The organism is Acetobacter sp. DsW_54, assembly GCF_002153575.1.
Lineage (GTDB): Bacteria > Pseudomonadota > Alphaproteobacteria > Acetobacterales > Acetobacteraceae > Acetobacter > Acetobacter fabarum.
The window spans coordinates 82,443-98,759 of the sequence record NZ_JOPD01000017.1 but is presented as its reverse complement, the minus strand read 5'-3'; the positions used below and the strand labels follow the sequence as shown (position 1 = coordinate 98,759).

The 16,317-nt window shown below is 61.3% G+C and carries 14 protein-coding genes; 9 read left to right on the top strand and 5 right to left on the bottom strand.

Annotated elements, in window-relative coordinates; genetic code table 11:
* Positions 1 to 50: 50 nt before the first annotated feature.
* Entirely contained in the window at positions 51 to 998 is a 948-nt protein-coding gene (locus HK20_RS08450) for a DMT family transporter (protein ID WP_086646684.1), read from the top strand.
* A gap of 126 nt (positions 999 to 1,124) precedes the next feature.
* Positions 1,125 to 1,481 (top strand): zinc ribbon domain-containing protein YjdM, encoded by a 357-nt coding sequence (locus HK20_RS08445; RefSeq protein WP_086646683.1) that lies wholly within the window; start codon positions 1,125 to 1,127, stop codon positions 1,479 to 1,481.
* 231 nt (positions 1,482 to 1,712) lie between these two features.
* Here HK20_RS08445 and HK20_RS08440 read toward each other — a convergent pair whose 3' ends face one another.
* Together HK20_RS08440 and HK20_RS08435 are read right to left on the bottom strand one after the other, a co-directional pair.
* Positions 1,713 to 2,726 carry a hypothetical protein gene (locus HK20_RS08440; RefSeq protein ID WP_086646623.1) on the bottom strand — a complete coding sequence of 338 codons (1,014 nt, stop codon included), beginning with the start codon at positions 2,724 to 2,726 and terminating at the stop codon, positions 1,713 to 1,715.
* 129 nt (positions 2,727 to 2,855) lie between these two features.
* On the bottom strand, positions 2,856 to 3,539 hold the full coding sequence (locus HK20_RS08435; RefSeq protein WP_179290106.1) for an ATP-dependent Clp protease proteolytic subunit: 684 nt from the start codon (positions 3,537 to 3,539) through the stop codon (positions 2,856 to 2,858).
* Between the two features lie 127 nt (positions 3,540 to 3,666).
* On the opposite strand from HK20_RS08435, the gene HK20_RS08430 reads away from it, so the two are divergent.
* From HK20_RS08430 to recJ, 5 genes are all read left to right on the top strand, one after another.
* Positions 3,667 to 4,692 carry a hypothetical protein gene (locus HK20_RS08430; protein WP_233129141.1) on the top strand — a complete coding sequence of 342 codons (1,026 nt, stop codon included), beginning with the start codon at positions 3,667 to 3,669 and terminating at the stop codon, positions 4,690 to 4,692.
* A 166-nt stretch (positions 4,693 to 4,858) separates the two neighbouring features.
* A complete protein-coding gene (locus tag HK20_RS08425) occupies positions 4,859 to 6,094 on the top strand; it encodes an LL-diaminopimelate aminotransferase (RefSeq protein ID WP_086646621.1) in 1,236 nt (411 codons plus the stop codon).
* Positions 6,091 to 7,404 carry a homoserine dehydrogenase gene (locus HK20_RS08420; protein WP_086646620.1) on the top strand — a complete coding sequence of 438 codons (1,314 nt, stop codon included), beginning with the start codon at positions 6,091 to 6,093 and terminating at the stop codon, positions 7,402 to 7,404. Before HK20_RS08425 ends, HK20_RS08420 begins: the two co-directional genes overlap by 4 nt.
* A 54-nt stretch (positions 7,405 to 7,458) precedes the next feature.
* On the top strand, positions 7,459 to 8,457 hold the full coding sequence (gene glpX, locus HK20_RS08415) for a class II fructose-bisphosphatase (protein ID WP_086646619.1): 999 nt from the start codon (positions 7,459 to 7,461) through the stop codon (positions 8,455 to 8,457).
* Positions 8,458 to 8,475: 18 nt separating this feature from the next.
* Positions 8,476 to 10,311 carry a single-stranded-DNA-specific exonuclease RecJ gene (gene recJ, locus HK20_RS08410; protein ID WP_086646618.1) on the top strand — a complete coding sequence of 612 codons (1,836 nt, stop codon included), beginning with the start codon at positions 8,476 to 8,478 and terminating at the stop codon, positions 10,309 to 10,311.
* Positions 10,312 to 10,341: 30 nt separating this feature from the next.
* On the opposite strand, the gene rpoH is transcribed toward recJ, so the two are convergent.
* The gene (gene rpoH / locus HK20_RS08405) at positions 10,342 to 11,226 is read right to left on the bottom strand and encodes an RNA polymerase sigma factor RpoH (RefSeq protein WP_086646617.1); all 885 of its coding nucleotides are present in this window, start codon (positions 11,224 to 11,226) and stop codon (positions 10,342 to 10,344) included.
* 319 nt (positions 11,227 to 11,545) lie between these two features.
* Entirely contained in the window at positions 11,546 to 12,499 is a 954-nt protein-coding gene (locus tag HK20_RS08400) for an RluA family pseudouridine synthase (RefSeq protein ID WP_233129144.1), read from the bottom strand.
* A 251-nt stretch (positions 12,500 to 12,750) separates the two neighbouring features.
* Between HK20_RS08400 and HK20_RS08395 the strand changes: the two genes are divergently transcribed.
* Both HK20_RS08395 and HK20_RS08390 read left to right on the top strand, forming a co-directional pair.
* Positions 12,751 to 13,800, top strand: coding sequence for an iron ABC transporter permease (locus HK20_RS08395; RefSeq protein WP_086646615.1), 1,050 nt, complete (start codon positions 12,751 to 12,753; stop codon positions 13,798 to 13,800).
* Positions 13,797 to 14,591, top strand: coding sequence for an ABC transporter ATP-binding protein (locus HK20_RS08390; RefSeq protein WP_086646614.1), 795 nt, complete (start codon positions 13,797 to 13,799; stop codon positions 14,589 to 14,591). The genes HK20_RS08395 and HK20_RS08390 overlap by 4 nt, the downstream gene beginning before the upstream one ends.
* A gap of 6 nt (positions 14,592 to 14,597) precedes the next feature.
* Here HK20_RS08390 and HK20_RS08385 read toward each other — a convergent pair whose 3' ends face one another.
* Complete coding sequence (locus tag HK20_RS08385; RefSeq protein WP_086646681.1) at positions 14,598 to 16,064, bottom strand: YdiU family protein; 1,467 nt, start codon at positions 16,062 to 16,064, stop codon at positions 14,598 to 14,600.
* Positions 16,065 to 16,317: the final 253 nt, after the last annotated feature.

Genomic DNA, 16,317 nt, shown 5'->3' with positions numbered 1-16,317 from the left:
ATTTGCCCGGGCCGCATGGCCCCACACCCCCGGCCAAGGCGACCAACCCCATGCACCACCCAGCCGCACAGCATAACCTTGGCAAAGGCATTGCCTGCGGTGTTGGGGCGGGCGCATTGTGGGGGCTGGTTTTTCTGGCCCCCGAGCTGATCCGCAACTTCAGCGCGCTGGAAATGGCCTGTGGCCGCTACGTGCTGTACGGCCTGTTTGCCGCCGTTATGGTTGCACCACGCTGGCAGGTGCTCAGCCATACCGTAAGCCTGCGCACATGGTGGACGCTGAGTTGGCTCTCCTTTGCGGGGAATACGGCTTATTATGTGCTGCTCTCGAGCGCTGTCAAAAACGGGGGCATTACCAGCACCACTCTTGTAATCGGCTTTTTGCCTGTGTTGGTGACACTGGTTGGCAGCCGCGACAAGGACGCCCTGCCCCTGCGCCAGCTTTTACCTTCCATTCTGCTGTGCCTGACCGGTGCTGCGTGCATTGGCTGGCAGGCCATGCATACGCATGCACATTCTGTTGCCCGTGCGCCTTTTCTGGGGTTGCTCTGCGCTGTTGCGGCCCTTGGCTCCTGGACACTCTATGCCGTGGGGAATAGCCGCGCACTCGTGCGCCAGCGGCATTTTTCCGCTCATGACTGGAACCTGCTGACCGGGCTTGCCACTGGCGCCCAGAATGTGGTCCTGCTCCCCCTTGCCCTTCTGCTGGACAGCACAGCCCACGGGCTGGAGCAATGGCGCAACTTTGCACTGGTGAGTGCGGGCGTTGCCCTGCTGGCCTCCATTGCAGGCAACGCGCTGTGGAACAGAATGAACCAGCTCCTCCCGCTGACACTGGTGGGGCAGATGATTCTGTTCGAAACCCTGTTTTCCCTCTGCTACGGTTTCATATGGGAACAGCGATTGCCCAGCGGGATGGAAACACTGGCCTTTGGCTGTGTGGTGCTGAGCGTATTGCTGTGCGTACGCGCCCACCGCAAACCGGCAACCGCTGCGTAACCCCCCACTGCTTCCACTTTTTGCCTGTTGAGCTAACGGGAGCCCCAGCCTGCTTTTTCCCCTGCTATTTCTATTACCGGGCGCATGTATTAGGTTGCGCTGCATTGTAACCACGGGGGGATGACCATGAGCGACGAACACAAATGCCCGCAATGCGGCTGTGAACATATCTATCAGGATGGCGGGCTATGGGTCTGCCCCGAATGTGCGCACGAATGGAACGAATTCTCCACCAGTGCAACGGATGCGGATGCAGGCGGTTCTGGCGTTATCCATGATGCCAACGGCAACGTTCTGGCTGATGGGGACACCATTACAGTCACCAAAGACCTTAAGGTAAAAGGGTCTTCTCTGGTGGTTAAAAGCGGCACCAAGGTCAAGAACATCAAACTGGTCGATGGCACGGACGGCCACAACATTGCGTGCAAAATAAGCGGCATCGGGGCCATGAACCTGAAGTCGGAATTTGTAAAAAAATCCTGACCTCCCGCACAAGACCTTACTGGCATGGGCGATACAAAGCCCCATGCCAGTACATATGGTTTGGAAAAAACAAACCTATTATGAGGTCTCTGACTTACCATGCGGCACAGAAGTATGCCGCGCCTACGCACTTGCTGAGCCAATATCCGGCTGCGTTTTGTGCCTATGCCCCAAACAAAACAGCCTGCCCCATAAGGGCAGGCTGCATGCAAACCACGACAGGCAAAAAGCTCAGGCGGCTTTTTTACCGTTGGCCTTGAAAATACCCGATGTAAATTCCCACACCCGACCCACATTGCGGATCACCTTGGCAATGGCGGGGGTTGTGGTCGGGCGCAGCAAGCGCGGGTCATACCCGGCAAAGCGCCGATCATCTTCTTCCAGACACAGGTCCATAAAGTCCGGCAGGCTGATCTGGATGTTGGTCACTTCCTTGGTGCCGGTTACGGTAAAGTTGTTGTCCTGCGTATGGACCTGCCCGCTATCATCCACCGTGCGGGCAAGGCTCATGCGTTCGTAGGCCAGAAAGCCCCAGACAGCCCATACCTTTGCCTCAAAGAACGGGCGACGCCACCACGGCATAACCGCGCGATACCAGGCCAGCCAGTTGGCAAAGAGCAGGATATGGCGGCATTCTTCCTGCATGATCGGCTCGAACGTGTCGGTCAGGGCTTCGGGGAAGTAGCCCGAACGCTTGGCCAGTTCGAACATGCCAAACGCAAAAAAGCTGTCCACGCATTCCGAAAAACCAGTGACCAGATAGGCCCATTCCACGTCCTTCGGCTCCACATACGGGGGCTCGGGGGCCATGGGAATGTTGTAGGCTGCCACCATTTTGGACAGCACTTCCTTATGCCGGTTTTCTTCCCACGCATTGCGTGAGATGGCGTCCTTGACATCAGGATCCGTGACCAGACTGGCGTAAGCGGCCATACGCAGGCGGGCCTTGCCCTCGGTCTGCACGGCAATATCCCAGATCGGCAGGGAGGTTACGCGGTGCAGGGTTTCGGGGTCCAGCTTGGGCCAGTCAATGACAGATGGCTTGTACGGGTTGAACGTGTCGCGGAACATGGCCGCGAGTGCGCGCTTATGCTCTTCCGAACCCGGCTTAAGCGGCCCGCGAATGGGGCTCAGCCAATGCCGCGCGCGGAAATCCGCTTCGGCCACAGCCTCGGCATTAGGGGGTGCAGGAAGGTCATCCATACTTTCCGGCAGATGGGAGTAAATATCGCTCAGAGAACCCATGTGAGGAACCCGTTATCTGGGGACCTCCCCTTTTTGCAACCGGCCCTGACTGGCTGGAACGTCGGAAGGTCCAATAAACCTGAAACATGCCGCCATCCCCATTGCCGGGAATGGCGACGACGCCCCGTGTTAGTGCAGATCAGCCAGCTTAGAAATGATCTTGGTCACTAAACCGTAATCTATCGCTTCTTTTGCGGACATCCAGTAGTTGCGGTCCGTGTCCTTGACGACTTTTTCGTAAGGCTGCCCGGTTTCACGCGCGAAAAGGTGGTTCAGGCGTTCGCGCATTTTAATGATCTCGCGCGCTTCGATATCAATATCAGTTGCCGGGCCACGCACACCGCCCATGGGCTGGTGCAGCAAAAAGCGCGTGTTGGGCAGGCAGAATCGGCGGTCCTTGTGACCTGCGGCAAAAATAAGCGCGCCAGCAGAAGCCACCCAGCCCGTGCCGATCATGTTGACCGGAGCAATCGAATCGACAAAGCGGATCATGTCATGGATCGTGTCGCCACTTTCCACGTGCCCGCCGGGGGAGTTGACGTACACATCAATCGGCTTGTCGGATTCACCGGCCAGTGCCAGCAGGCGGCCGGTTACGTCGCGCGCAACCTTGTCGTTTATCCCACCAAAAATAAGCACCTTACGCTGCTTGAACAGCTTGTGCTCCAGTTCGCCCTGCGGGGCGCCAGAGGCCTTACCTTCCTCTTTTTCGGGGGTTTCCGGGGTTTCCGGTTCATCGTCCAGCCTGATGGCGTTACGGGAGAAGATGCCTGTCATTGCTGTCTCCGCACATTGTTCCGTAGCAGTGTTCATTCCCTTATCCTGCGCTGCCCGAACGTGCCTGCCAAGGGGCAATCATGCGCTCTCTCGCCACGGGGGAGGGAAAAGGGTAAGGTGCGGGGCAATTTTATATCAGATTTTTCGGAGCATTCCCCCCGCCATGCAGCAGCCCCCTCTGGAGCAGAAGCCGACCAGCCGGACCAACGCCCCCCGGCCAGACCGCTTTTTGCAGGCTGCCAGCATGGCTGCTCTTGTTGCACTGGGTGGCACATTAAGCGCCTGCCAGCACCGCGATGCTATTGATACAGCTCTGGACTGGTCACGCAGTATGCGCGGCGGCGCCATTGCCGAGCAGCGCCCCCCACCACCCGGGCGCTACGACCCCTACCCCAAAGTGGGCCTGACCCCAACGGATGTGCCCGAAGTGCCCTCCCCCGATGCGCGCGCCCTGTTAAGCGAACAGCTGACCCGCGACCGCAACCTGACCTACCGGACCGTGGCCGCCAACGGGACCATGATCCCCAACATTCCGCCCCCACCCAATGCAAGCGGCAGAACCAGTGCGCAAAAGGCCCAGCCAACCCTGCCCGCAGGCGTAAGCGGCGCGGTGATGGATGCAGCCGACAGCGCCCCCCAGCCCGTGCGGGCACCCCTGCGTTCGGCCGTATCCAGCCTGCCAGCAGGCACCACGGGCTCCTCCCCCGCACCGGAGGAAGCCGAGGCGGAAGTGGCCATGCCCGAGGTGCACAAAAAAGCGGATATTCCCGAATTACGCCCCGACCAGATTCCGCAAATACCTCAGACCCCGCCCACGGCCCCCAGCTTCCCCGGTTTTGATGTGCCAACGGATGCAAACCTGCCCGATGCCGTGCGCCCCAACTATGACCTGACCGATATAAAAGGCACGGCCTTCCATTTTGTGCCCCAGTCCGACCAGCTTTCCAGCGGGCAGGACGCGGCACTGGCCAAGATTGTGCAAAAATGGCCAAACGGCCCCCTGACCATCCGCGGGTTTGGTGATGCCGCATCCATGAGCCCGCAGGATCAGGCCGATGCTGTACGCCTTGGGCTGCTGCGTGCCCAGCGCCTTGCCGTGGAACTGACCAAACGGGGCATTCCCGCCAGCGCCATAACCGTACGGGGCGATGCCTTTGGCACAGGGGCAAAGGTGGTTACCCCGCCCTGATCCCGCGCACACCCCCCTTTTGCTCCGCCCCACATGCGGTAAAAACGCACCCGCACGGCGGTTTTGCATCCAGAGGAGTTGCCTGTTCCATTTTGGCGATTACTATGCTCACTCCCTTCATCCTACAGGGGCCATGTTCCCTGTCCTTTCAGAGCACCCAAAGTCCATGACCGAAGAGTTCCATCGCATCCGCCGCCTGCCGCCTTATGTTTTCGCCTCTGTCAATCAGGCCAAGGCAGCAGCGCGCGCACGGGGCGAGGATATTATTGACCTTGGCATGGGCAACCCCGACACCCCCACCCCACCCCATATTGTGAACAAACTGATTGAAACGGTGAACGACCCACGCTCGCACCGTTACTCGGTCAGCCGTGGCATTCCCGGCCTGCGCAAGGCCGTGGCGGGGTATTATGACCGGCGCTTCAACGTCAAACTCAACCCCGACAGCGAAGTGATTGTTACCCTTGGCTCCAAGGAAGGGCTGGCCAATCTGGCCTCCGCCATTACCAGCCCGGGGGACACCATTCTGGTGCCCAACCCGTCCTACCCCATTCACCAGTTCGGGTTTATTATTGCGGGTGCGTCCGTGCGCTCCATCCCCGCCACCCCGAACGAGGACATGCTGCGCGCACTTGAGCGCGCCGTGCGCCACTCCGTGCCCAAGCCCACGGCGCTGATTGTCAACTTCCCGTCCAACCCCACATCGTATCTGGCTGATCTGGATTTTTATAAGGAACTGGTCGCCTTTGCCCGGCGTGAGGAAATCTGGATTCTGTCCGACCTTGCCTATGCCGAAATCTATTTTGGCGATCTGGTTCCCCCTTCCATTCTGGCAGTACCGGGCGCGCGTGACATTGCGGTGGAATTTACCTCGCTGTCCAAGACCTACTCCATGGCTGGCTGGCGCGTGGGTTTTGCCGCAGGCAACGAACGGCTGATTTCCGCCCTTACCCGCATTAAATCCTATCTGGATTACGGGGCCTTCACCCCCATTCAGGTTGCCGCCGTAACCGCGCTGAACGGCCCGCAGGACTGCGTGGCCGACCTGCGCAACCTGTACAAGGAACGGCGCGACGTGCTGATCAAGGGCCTGCATTCCGCCGGGTGGGACGTGCCCTCCCCCGAAGGGTCCATGTTTGCATGGGCTCCCATTCCCGAACCTTTCCGCGAGATGGGGAGTGTTGCCTTCTCCAAACTCCTGCTTGAAGAAGCCGGCGTTGCCGTAGCACCGGGCCTTGGGTTTGGTGAATATGGTGATGACCACGTCCGCATCGGGCTGGTGGAAAACACCCACCGCCTGCGGCAGGCCCTGCGCTCCATCAAGGGCTTTATGGCCGCCCACGGCGTCAAGGCCCCTCCCTCCTCCAACCCAGCCCAAAAACCGGAGTCTGTTGCACCGTGACATCCTGTTCCTCTTCTTCTCCTCTTCGTCTTGGCATTGCCGGGCTCGGCACGGTTGGCGCGGGCGTTATCAAACTGCTGCGGGCCAATGCGGACCTACTGAGCGCACGGGCTGGCCGCCCGCTGGAGGTTGTGGCCGTTAGCGCGCGCGAGCGCACGCGCGACCGTGGGGTGGATGTGTCCGCCCTGCGCTGGTACGACAACGCCACCGATCTGGTAAACGACCCCGATGTGGACGTGGTGGTGGAACTGATTGGCGGGGCAGAAGGCACAGCCCGTACGCTGGTGGAAGCAGCCCTTAAAGCAGGCAAACCTGTGGTTACCGCCAACAAGGCGCTGCTGGCCCTGCATGGCTCCACCCTTGCCCGCCTGAGTGCTGACAACAACGCCCCCCTGCTGTTTGAAGCAGCAGTTGCTGGCGGTATTCCCGCCATTAAAACCGTGCGCGAAGGGCTGGCAGCGGACCGCCTGCTGCGCGTGGGCGGTATTCTTAACGGCACCTGCAACTACATCCTCACCGTCATGCGTGAAACGGGCAAGGATTTTGCAACCGTGCTCAAGGATGCGCAGGACCTCGGCTATGCCGAAGCCGACCCCTCCACCGATGTGGACGGGCTGGACGCAGCCCACAAACTGACCATTCTGGCAGGTCTGGCCTTTGGTCAGCCCGTAGCGTTTGACAGCGTGCATGTAGAGGGCATCCGCCGCATTGGTGCGGTGGACCAGAGTTTTGCCCGCGCCCTTGGCTACCGGATCAAGCTGCTGGGCCTTGCCAGCATGACCGATGCCGGGCTGCACGCCCGCGTAACCCCCTGCCTTGTGCCCCAGCAGGCTCCGCTGGCACAGGTGGATGGCGTCTTTAACGCTGTGGTGGCTGAAGGCGAGTTTGTTGGCCGGATCATGATCGAAGGACGCGGGGCCGGTGCTGGCCCCACGGCCAGTGCGGTCACGGCGGATCTGGTGGATATTGCCCGTGGCAACACCATTGCCGTGTGGGGCGTGCAGACCAGCGCCCAGCCCCCGCTGCGGGCCTGCCCCATTTCCAGCGGGGAAGGTGCCTTCTACCTGCGCCTGATGGTGGAAGACCGCCCCGGCGTTATTGCCGACATTACCGCCATCCTGCGTGATTGTGGCGTATCGCTGCGCAGCATGCTCCAGCACCCGGCGGAAAATGACAGCACGCCTTATGTTCCCCTTGTTCTGGTCACACATCGGACATCCGAGGCGGCTATGCAGGACGCCGTCACCCGGATTGACGCTTTGACTGTTGTGACAGACTCCACAGTTGTGATCCGGATCGAGGCTGCCTGAAGCAACCCGCCAGCCCCGCCCGATCAATTGTGTAATTAAGGATCCCGCTTTCTCATGTCTGATTCCATTGGCCCCTCTCCCTTCGTTGTTTCCGACCGCAATCTGGCTCTTGAGCTGGTGCGCGTGACCGAAGCGGCGGCCCTTGCCTCTGCCCGCTGGACGGGCCGCGGCCGTAAGAACGATGCAGACGGTGCCGCGGTGGAAGCCATGCGCATTGCCTTTGACACCGTGGCCATTGATGGCACCGTGGTCATTGGTGAGGGCGAAATGGACGAAGCGCCCATGCTCTATATTGGCGAGAAAGTGGGCTCCGGCGGCCCGGCCATGGACATTGCCGTGGACCCGCTGGAAGGCACCAACCTGTGCGCAAAGGACATGCCAAACGCCATTACGGTGGTGGCACTGGCCGAACGCGGCAACTTCCTGCACGCACCCGATGTGTACATGGACAAGATTGTGGTTGGCCCCAACCTGCCCGCAGGTGTGGTGGACCTTGAAAACACGATTGAAACCAACCTGAAGAACCTTGCCAAAGCCAAAGGCAAAAGCGTGCAGGACCTGCTGCTGTGCACGCTCGACCGCGAACGGCACGAGGAAATGATTGCCCGCGCCCGTGCTGCCGGTGCTCGCGTGCGCCTGCTGAGCGATGGCGACGTGGCCGGTGGCATTGCTGCCTGCCTTGATAGCAGCCAGGTCGATATTTACGTCGGCTCCGGTGGTGCGCCCGAAGGGGTGCTGACCGCCGCCGCCGTGCGCTGCGTGGAAGGCCAGATGCAGGGCCGCCTGCTGTTTGAAGATAACGCCCAGCGCGAACGCGCCCAGAAGATGAACCCCGGCAAAAACCCCGACCGCAAGCTGGACCTGCATGATATGGCAGCAGGCTCAGTGCTGTTCTCGGCCACTGGGGTCACCACCGGTGCGCTGCTGCGCGGCGTGCGGCAGTACCCGCATCAGGCGGTGACGCACTCGCTGGTCATGCGTTCCAAATCTGGCACGTCCCGCTTTATTGAAGGGCACCACAACTTCAAAACCAAAACATGGACGCCGCAATAACAGGCGTTTTTTAACCCCATGCTCTCGACCACATCACCAGAGGGGGCGCACGCCCCCACCCCAGCCGCAACACCAGCCGTGCTCAATGTAGAGCACAGCGTGAACGCACGACGCTGGTCCTGGCGGGAGGGAGCAGACAACCCGACCACCAACCGGCTGGGGGCCGCACTGGCCCAGCAGCTTGGCATACCCGAAATTGTAGGCCGCCTACTGGCCATGCGCGGGGTCAGCCCCGAGCATGCACCGCATTTTCTGGCCCCCACCCTGCGCGCCCTTATGCCCGACCCGTCCTGCCTGACGGATATGGACAAAGCCGCCGCCCGCATGGCGCAGGCCGTACAGGCGGGGGAAACCATAGGTATTTTTGGCGATTATGACGTGGACGGCGCATGCGCCAGTGCCGTGCTGGCCGCTTTTTTTGAACAACTTGGCTGCTCCGTTCTCACCCATATTCCCGACCGCATGACCGAAGGGTATGGCCCCAACCTGCCAGCACTTGAGGCACTGGTGGCCCAGGGTGCCAAACTGCTGGTCTGTGTGGACTGTGGCACAGCCTCTGCCGATATTCTGAACCAGCTTGCAGGCAAGGCCGATGTGGTGGTGCTGGACCACCACAAGTCGGAAGATGCCCTGCCAGCCATTCTGGCCACGGTTAACCCCAACCGGGCGGACTGCTCATCGGGTCTTGGGCATATCTGCGCTGCGGCACTGAGTTTTCTGGCCACTGTTGCGACCAGACGCACCCTGCGCGAGAACGGTTTTTTTAACGCAAGCCATCCCCAGCCCGACCTGCGCCCTCTGCTGGACCTTGTTGCGCTGGCCACGGTGTGTGACGTCATGCCCCTGCAAGGGGTCAACCGCCTGTTTGTAGCCGAGGGGCTAAAGGTTATGGCGGCCCGACAGCGTGTAGGGGTTGCCGCCCTGCTTGAAATTGCAGGTGTCAGCAAGGCACCTGATGCGTTTTCGTGCGGGTTTGCGCTGGGGCCGCGCATTAATGCGGGCGGACGCATAGCCGAAGCCGCACTTGGCCTGCGCCTGCTCCGCTGCCCGGATGTGCATGAAGCAAAGCAGATGGCCGAGCGGCTGGATGCCGTCAACCGCCGCAGGCAGGATGTGGAAGCCGATATTCTGGACCGCGCCATGGAGCAGGCAGCAGAACAGAAGGACGCCGGCCACGGTGTTATTCTGCTCGCGGGCAAGGACTGGCACCCCGGTGTCGTGGGAATTGTGGCAGGGCGCATAAAAGAACGCTTCAACCGCCCTGCCCTTGTTGGCGCGCAGCAGGAGGACGGGAGCATAAAAGGCTCTGGCCGCTCGGTTGCCGGGCTGGACCTTGGTACGGTCATTATTGCCGCACGTCAGGCCGGACTGCTTAAAACAGGTGGCGGGCACGCCATGGCTGCGGGTTTTTCGCTCCATGCAGACAAGCTGGCGGAGTTCCACTCTTTTCTCGATACCCGTCTGCCACAGGCGGCGGAACTGCCGCCCACCGTGGACCTGACCATAGATGCCGTTGTGGCCGTAACCGGAGCCACGGCAGAACTGGCGACCGATATGGCAGCCCTAGCCCCCTTTGGCGCAGGCAACCCCGAACCACTTATTGCCCTGCCCAATGTGCATATTGTACGCACCGACCGCATAGGGCGGGACAGCAACACCCTGCGGGTGCTGATCCGCGCCAGCAATGGCAGCAGGCTCAAGGCACTTCTGTTCAAGGCGGACAACAACCCGCTCGCCGTTGTGTTGGAAGACGCAACCCGCCCCGCCCTGCATCTGGCAGGTTACCTGCGGGCAGAAAGCTGGAACGGACGCACGGACGCCACTTTTTTTGTGCAGGACGTAGCCCGAGCCTGAACGGCCCTACCCTGTGCAGGCACAGGGGGCTTATTCCCCCTGTGCGGCGTTGCGGCGGGCTGCGACTTCCTTCTTCATGGCTTCCTGCACTTTTTCAAACGCGCGCACTTCAATCTGGCGCACCCGCTCGCGGGAAATGCCGTAGTCGTGGGCGAGTTCTTCCAGCGTTGCCGGGTCATCCTTGAGGCGACGTTCGGTGAAAATGCGGCGTTCACGCTCGTTCAGGGTTTCGAGTGCTGTGGCAAGCAGGGCCTTGCGACCCGACATTTCCTCGTTTTCGGCGTAAACCTCTTCCTGGTTCACCTGATCGTCCACCAGACGGTCCTGCCATTCGCTTTCCAGGTCCGTTTTAAGCGGGGCGTTCAGGCTGTGGTCAGGTGCAGCCATGCGGCGGTTCATGTCCACCACATCCTGCTCGGACACACCAAGAGTTGTGGCGATCTTGTTGACCTGTTCGGGCTGAAGGTCACCATCATCAATCGCCTGCATCTGCCCTTTAAGGCGGCGCAGGTTGAAGAACAGCTTTTTCTGGGCTGCCGTTGTGCCCATTTTGACCAAAGACCAGCTATGCAGGATGTATTCCTGAATGGCAGCGCGGATCCACCACATGGCGTAAGTGGCCAGCCGGAAGCCTTTTTCGGGGTCAAAGCGGCGCACGGCCTGCATCATCCCCACATTGCCTTCGCTGATCAGTTCATTGATCGGCAGACCATAACCCCGGTAGCCCATGGCAATTTTGGCAACCAGACGCAGGTGGGATGTCACCAGCCGGTGGGCTGCCTTGACATCTCCCTTATCGCGCCATTTGCGTGAAAGGGTGAGTTCTTCTTCTGGCGTGAGCAGGGGATACTTACGAATTTCCTGAAGGTACCTTGAAAGATTGCCTTCAGGCCCAACATCAATGACGGAAGCCATGATTTGAGTACTCCTTCCTGAGATGGAAACTCCCACGGATGCGTTTGGTTCCTGTTCCGTTAACAGGCGCATCCAGACTTGCAGCGGCGAGTCCCATTACCCGATGGAAAACTAGACGGCCCTTGCATCTACCCTCGGCATGAGCAGCAGAGACCAAAGGCCCCTTCCCGCTTTACGGAAAAGTGAGCGGTATGGACCAAGAGGGTGCGCCTGAAAAATGCACCCTGTCAAGAAAACAGGTGCGGATGGTAACAAAACTGCCACAGTTAGTGGACCGTAGCGGTCCCCTTTAATGCGGACTCGGAGCAGGCCTGCGCCGTTACGAGTCGCTCAGGGCCTGTTCCAGTTCCTGCATGTCGGGCGGCATTGGGGTTTCAAACAGCAGGTTTTCGCCCGTTCTGGGGTGGGTAAAGCCCAGCCGCGCCGCATGGAGCGCCTGACGGGGGAAGTCCAGCCCAGCCCCCTTGCCCACCGGGGACAGGCCACGGGCCGCAGCAGGCACGCGCCGCAGGTAGAGCGGGTCCCCCATAAGCGGGTGGCCATTGGCCGAAAAATGCACCCGGATCTGGTGCGTGCGGCCCGTTGCCAGTTTGCACGCAACAAGGGCGGCCGAAGCACTGAACACCTTGAGCGTGCGGTAATGGGTCAAGGCCCATTTGCCACCATGGGTAACCAGCGCCATGCGTTTGCGGTCCCGCTTGTCGCGGCCTATTGCGCCTTCATAATCCCCCTCCGCAGGGGTAGGCACACCCCAGCAGAACGCCAGATAGGCACGGTCTATGCGGCGGGCGGCAAAATCATCCGAGAGAGCCAGATGCGCTTTTTCCGTTTTGGCAACCACCATAACGCCCGACGTATCCTTATCCAGCCGGTGCACAATGCCGGGGCGGCGCTCCCCGCCAATGCCCTTAAGGCTATTGCCGCAATGGGCGATCAGGCCGTTGACCAGCGTACCCGTCTCGTTCCCCGGTGCGGGGTGGACCACCAGCCCCGCGGGCTTGTCCAGCACGATCAGGTCATCATCTTCATACAGGATGTTAAAATCCATGGCTTCGCCCTGCGGGGTAGCAGGGGCTGCGGCGGGCAGGTCCAGCACCACCACCATTCCTGCCCGGACCGGTGTGGCAGGTTCACGCAACACCACACCATTGCACAGGAGGTTCCCGCCCTCGATCAGCCCTTTGATGCGTGAGCGCGAAGGGGCTCCGGGGCAGTTGGACAAAAACCGGTCCACCCGCTCGCCCGCCTGTGCGGCATCCACCGTAAAGGCCAGTGTGGTGCCGTGGGTAGGGCCAAGGCCGGGCGCGGCTTCGCCTTGAGGGGGAACTGTATGTGCCAAACCCGTTTGTCTCATTCACGCTTATGGGGTGGAATTGCGCGTACAAAGCCTGCTTGCAGGCTGTGCGTCAAGCCGCAGGATGTAAACCACCAGCCCAGCCTGCCGCGTGGCCTGCACGTCTTTTGGTGTGCCCGTACACCATGCCCCCTTGCCCTGCGCCATATACGGCAGGATAGTGTGCGGGCATGACCCACTACCCCACCATTGCCCGCACCTACCAGACCGCCCTGCGCCACCGCAGCCTTGTGCTGGCCGGGCTTTTGGGTGCGCTGGCCCTGTCTGTCCTGCTGGATTGCGCGGTGGGGCCTGCCGAACTTTCCCCCACAACCATGCTGCGTGCTGTCTTTGCCCCTACCGGGGTAGATGAGCAGACAAGCCTGATTGTCTGGCAGATCCGCCTGCCTTACGCACTTATGGCGGCCTGCGTGGGGGCTGCACTGGGGCTGGCAGGGGCGGAAATGCAGACAATTCTGGCCAACCCGCTGGCCAGCCCGTTTACGCTGGGCCTGTCCGCCGCCGGGGCGTTTGGCGCGTCCCTTGCCATTGTGCTGGGCTGGCACGTAGCGCATATGCCCGACATGTGGCTGACCGCAGGGAGCGCCTTTGTCTGTGCGGCCCTGTCTGTATGGATTCTGGACATGCTGGTGCGGCTGCGTCAGGGCGGGACGGGCACAGTTATCCTGTGCGGGGTGGCACTTGTGTTTTCGTTTCAGGCATTGGTTGCCCTTATGCAGTTTGTGGCAAACGAGGACGCCCTGCAAAATCTGGTGTTCTGGACCCTTGGTAGCCTGACCCGCGCAACATGGGGCACGCTGGGCCTGCTGGCCGGGGCTCTGGCCTGTATCCTGCCATTTTCGCTCCGGGCGGCATGGCCACTTACCACCCTGCGTATGGGGGAGGACCGGGCTGCAAGCCTTGGGGTGGATGTGCCACGCCTGCGCCGTGCGGCCCTGCTGCGCATAAGCCTTTTATGCGCGCTGGCCGTAGCCTTTGTGGGGGTTATTGGCTTTATCGGGCTGGTGGCCCCCCATATTGCCCGCCGCCTTGTGGGGGAGGACCACCGTTTTTACCTGCCTGCCAGCCTGTTGAGCGGGGCGTTCATTCTCTCCCTCGCAGCCCTTGTTGCGCGTGTGCTGGTGCCCGGTGTTGTGGTGCCAACAGGTATTGTGACCGCTCTGGTGGGCATACCGTTTTTTCTGGTTATTGTGCTGCGCCGTGGGGAAGGGGTGCCATGACGCCCCCCGTGCCAGCCGGGCTGACGCTGCATAACCTGACTGTGCGGTACGGGCGCAAATCCGTAATCTCCGAACTGGATGCAGGGCCGTTCCCCCACGGGGCGGTCTGTGCCGTTCTGGGCCCCAATGGCAGCGGCAAATCCACCCTGCTGCGCGCCACTGGGGGGCTGTTGCACGCCACAGGCACACTCATGCTGGATGGGGTGGACCTTACCCCCCTGCCCCGGGCCCAACGGGCGCAACACTGCCTGTACCTGCCCCAGACCTTGCCAGAGCCCGTGCGCCTGAGCGTGCTGGATGCCATGCTGGCCGCCCGCCACGCCACAGGCAGGCAGGGCAACACCAGCACGACAGCGGACATAGACGCCGCCATGGCCTGTCTGGCCGATGTGGGCATTGCCCACCTTGCCACGCAAAGCCTGCACGAACTCTCCGGCGGGCAGCGCCAGCTTGCAGGGCTGGCACAGGCCCTTGGCCGCAAACCCCGCGCCCTGCTGCTGGATGAACCCCTGAGCGCGCTTGACCCGTACTACCAGCAGACCGTTATGGCCCTGATCCGGCGTGAGACCGCACAGCGCAATCTGGTCACGCTAATTGTGCTGCATGACCTGAACATCGCACTCAACCAGTGCGATCTGGCGTGCCTTTTGCACAATGGCCATATTCTGGCCTACGGCCCCCCGGCGGAAGTTTTAACCCCCGAGCACCTGCGCACCGTGTACCGTATTGAGGCACGGGTAGATACAGGGCGGGACGGGCAACGCTTCATCAGCACCGCAGGTGTGGTTTAACGCCCCTTAGGTGCCACAATAGGTATAGGGTACTACCTCGTCAGGTGTGGGAGGTAATGTGTAGCCTTCCATGCCCGGCTGCTCCACATAAGGGGTGGCCAGCACGCTCAGCATTTCCCGGAACGGTGTGTAATCGTGCTGTTTTACGGCGGCCTGAATCATGGCCTCCACCTTGTGGTTGCGTGGAATATAGCACGGATTGACCTGCTGCATGGCGCTGGCACGGGCGGCATAGTCCGCACTCCCCTGCTGCGCCACACGGGCACGCCAGCGGGCCAGCCAGGGGCTGGTACTGGCAGGCAACCCGGCCGGCAGGCCGGGGCCGCGCAAAGCCTCGCCATGACTGAGAGCGCGGAAGGTGTTGGTCATGTCCATCTTTTCCGCCTCCATATGGTCCAGCAGGGTTTTGAACAGGGTTTCATCCTCCTCATCCTCCCCCACCAGCCCCAGCTTTGCGCGCATGCCAGCAAAATAGGCTGCATGAAAATGCGGATGGAACGCCCCAAGTGCCTGCTGGGCCAGACTGATGGCCTGCCCGTCCTCCTCCGCCAGCAGGGGGAGCAGGGCCTCGGCAAAACGGGGCAGGTTCCACAGGGCTATGGTCGGCTGGTTGGTATAGGCGTAACGGCCACGCTTATCTATGAAGCTGAACACGGTGGCCGGGTTGTAGGTGTCCATAAAGGCGCAGGGGCCGTAATCTATGGTTTCCCCCGATATGGCCATGTTGTCGGTGTTCATGACCCCATGAATAAAGCCGACCAGCATCCACTGCGCCACAAGGGCCGCCTGCGCCGCCACCACGGCCTGTAGCAGCGCTACATAGGGCTGCGCCTCCTGTGCTACCTGCGGGTAAAGCCGGGCAATGGCAAAATCGGCCAGTGCGCGCAAGGCCTGCCTGTCCTGCCGGGCGGCAAAGAACTGGAACGTACCAACGCGGATATGGCTGCGCGCCACACGGGCCACAATGGCACCGGGCAAGGGTGTTTCACGGTAAACGCGCTCCCCCGTTGCCACGGCGGCCAGCGCACGGGTGGTGGGGATGCCAAGGGCTGCCATGCTCTCACTCAGCAGGTATTCACGCAGGACAGGACCAAGGGCGGCCCGGCCATCCCCACTGCGGGAATAAGCCGTGGGGCCGGAACCTTTGAGTGCAATTTCGCGCAGATGGCCGTTGCGGTCCTCAACCTCCCCCAAAAGCAGGGCGCGGCCATCCCCCAGCTGGGGAGAAAAATGGCCAAACTGGTGCCCCGCATACACAGTTGCCAGCGGGTCCATGCCCTGTGGCATCTGGTTGCCTGCCAGCATGGCCAAGCCCTGTGGCCCGGCCAGCCATGCTGCATCCAGCCCCAGTTCCGCGGCCAGTGCCGTGTTCAGGGCAATCAGTTCAGGCCGGGCAACCGGGGTGGGCTGCGTGCGGGTATAAAAGCTGGAGGGCAGCGTTGCATAACCCTGCCGGATAGAAGAATGAGGCATTGTTACACCACCTTGCAAAAAAGCCTTGGCACTGTGCCGCGGGGCTTCCAGCCCTGCCGCAGCCGCACAACACACAGGAACGGACCACATACGCCATGGTTTGCACCTGTCTGGCACAGACACGGCGAACATGATAGGAAAGAGCCCAACCGGGCCACCGGCAGGCTGCCTTATGGCGTGCCTGAAGCAACAGAATAAACCCGTATATCGGAGCAACCAGGCCCCTGGTCCCCACACCAGCGCCGCGGAAAAC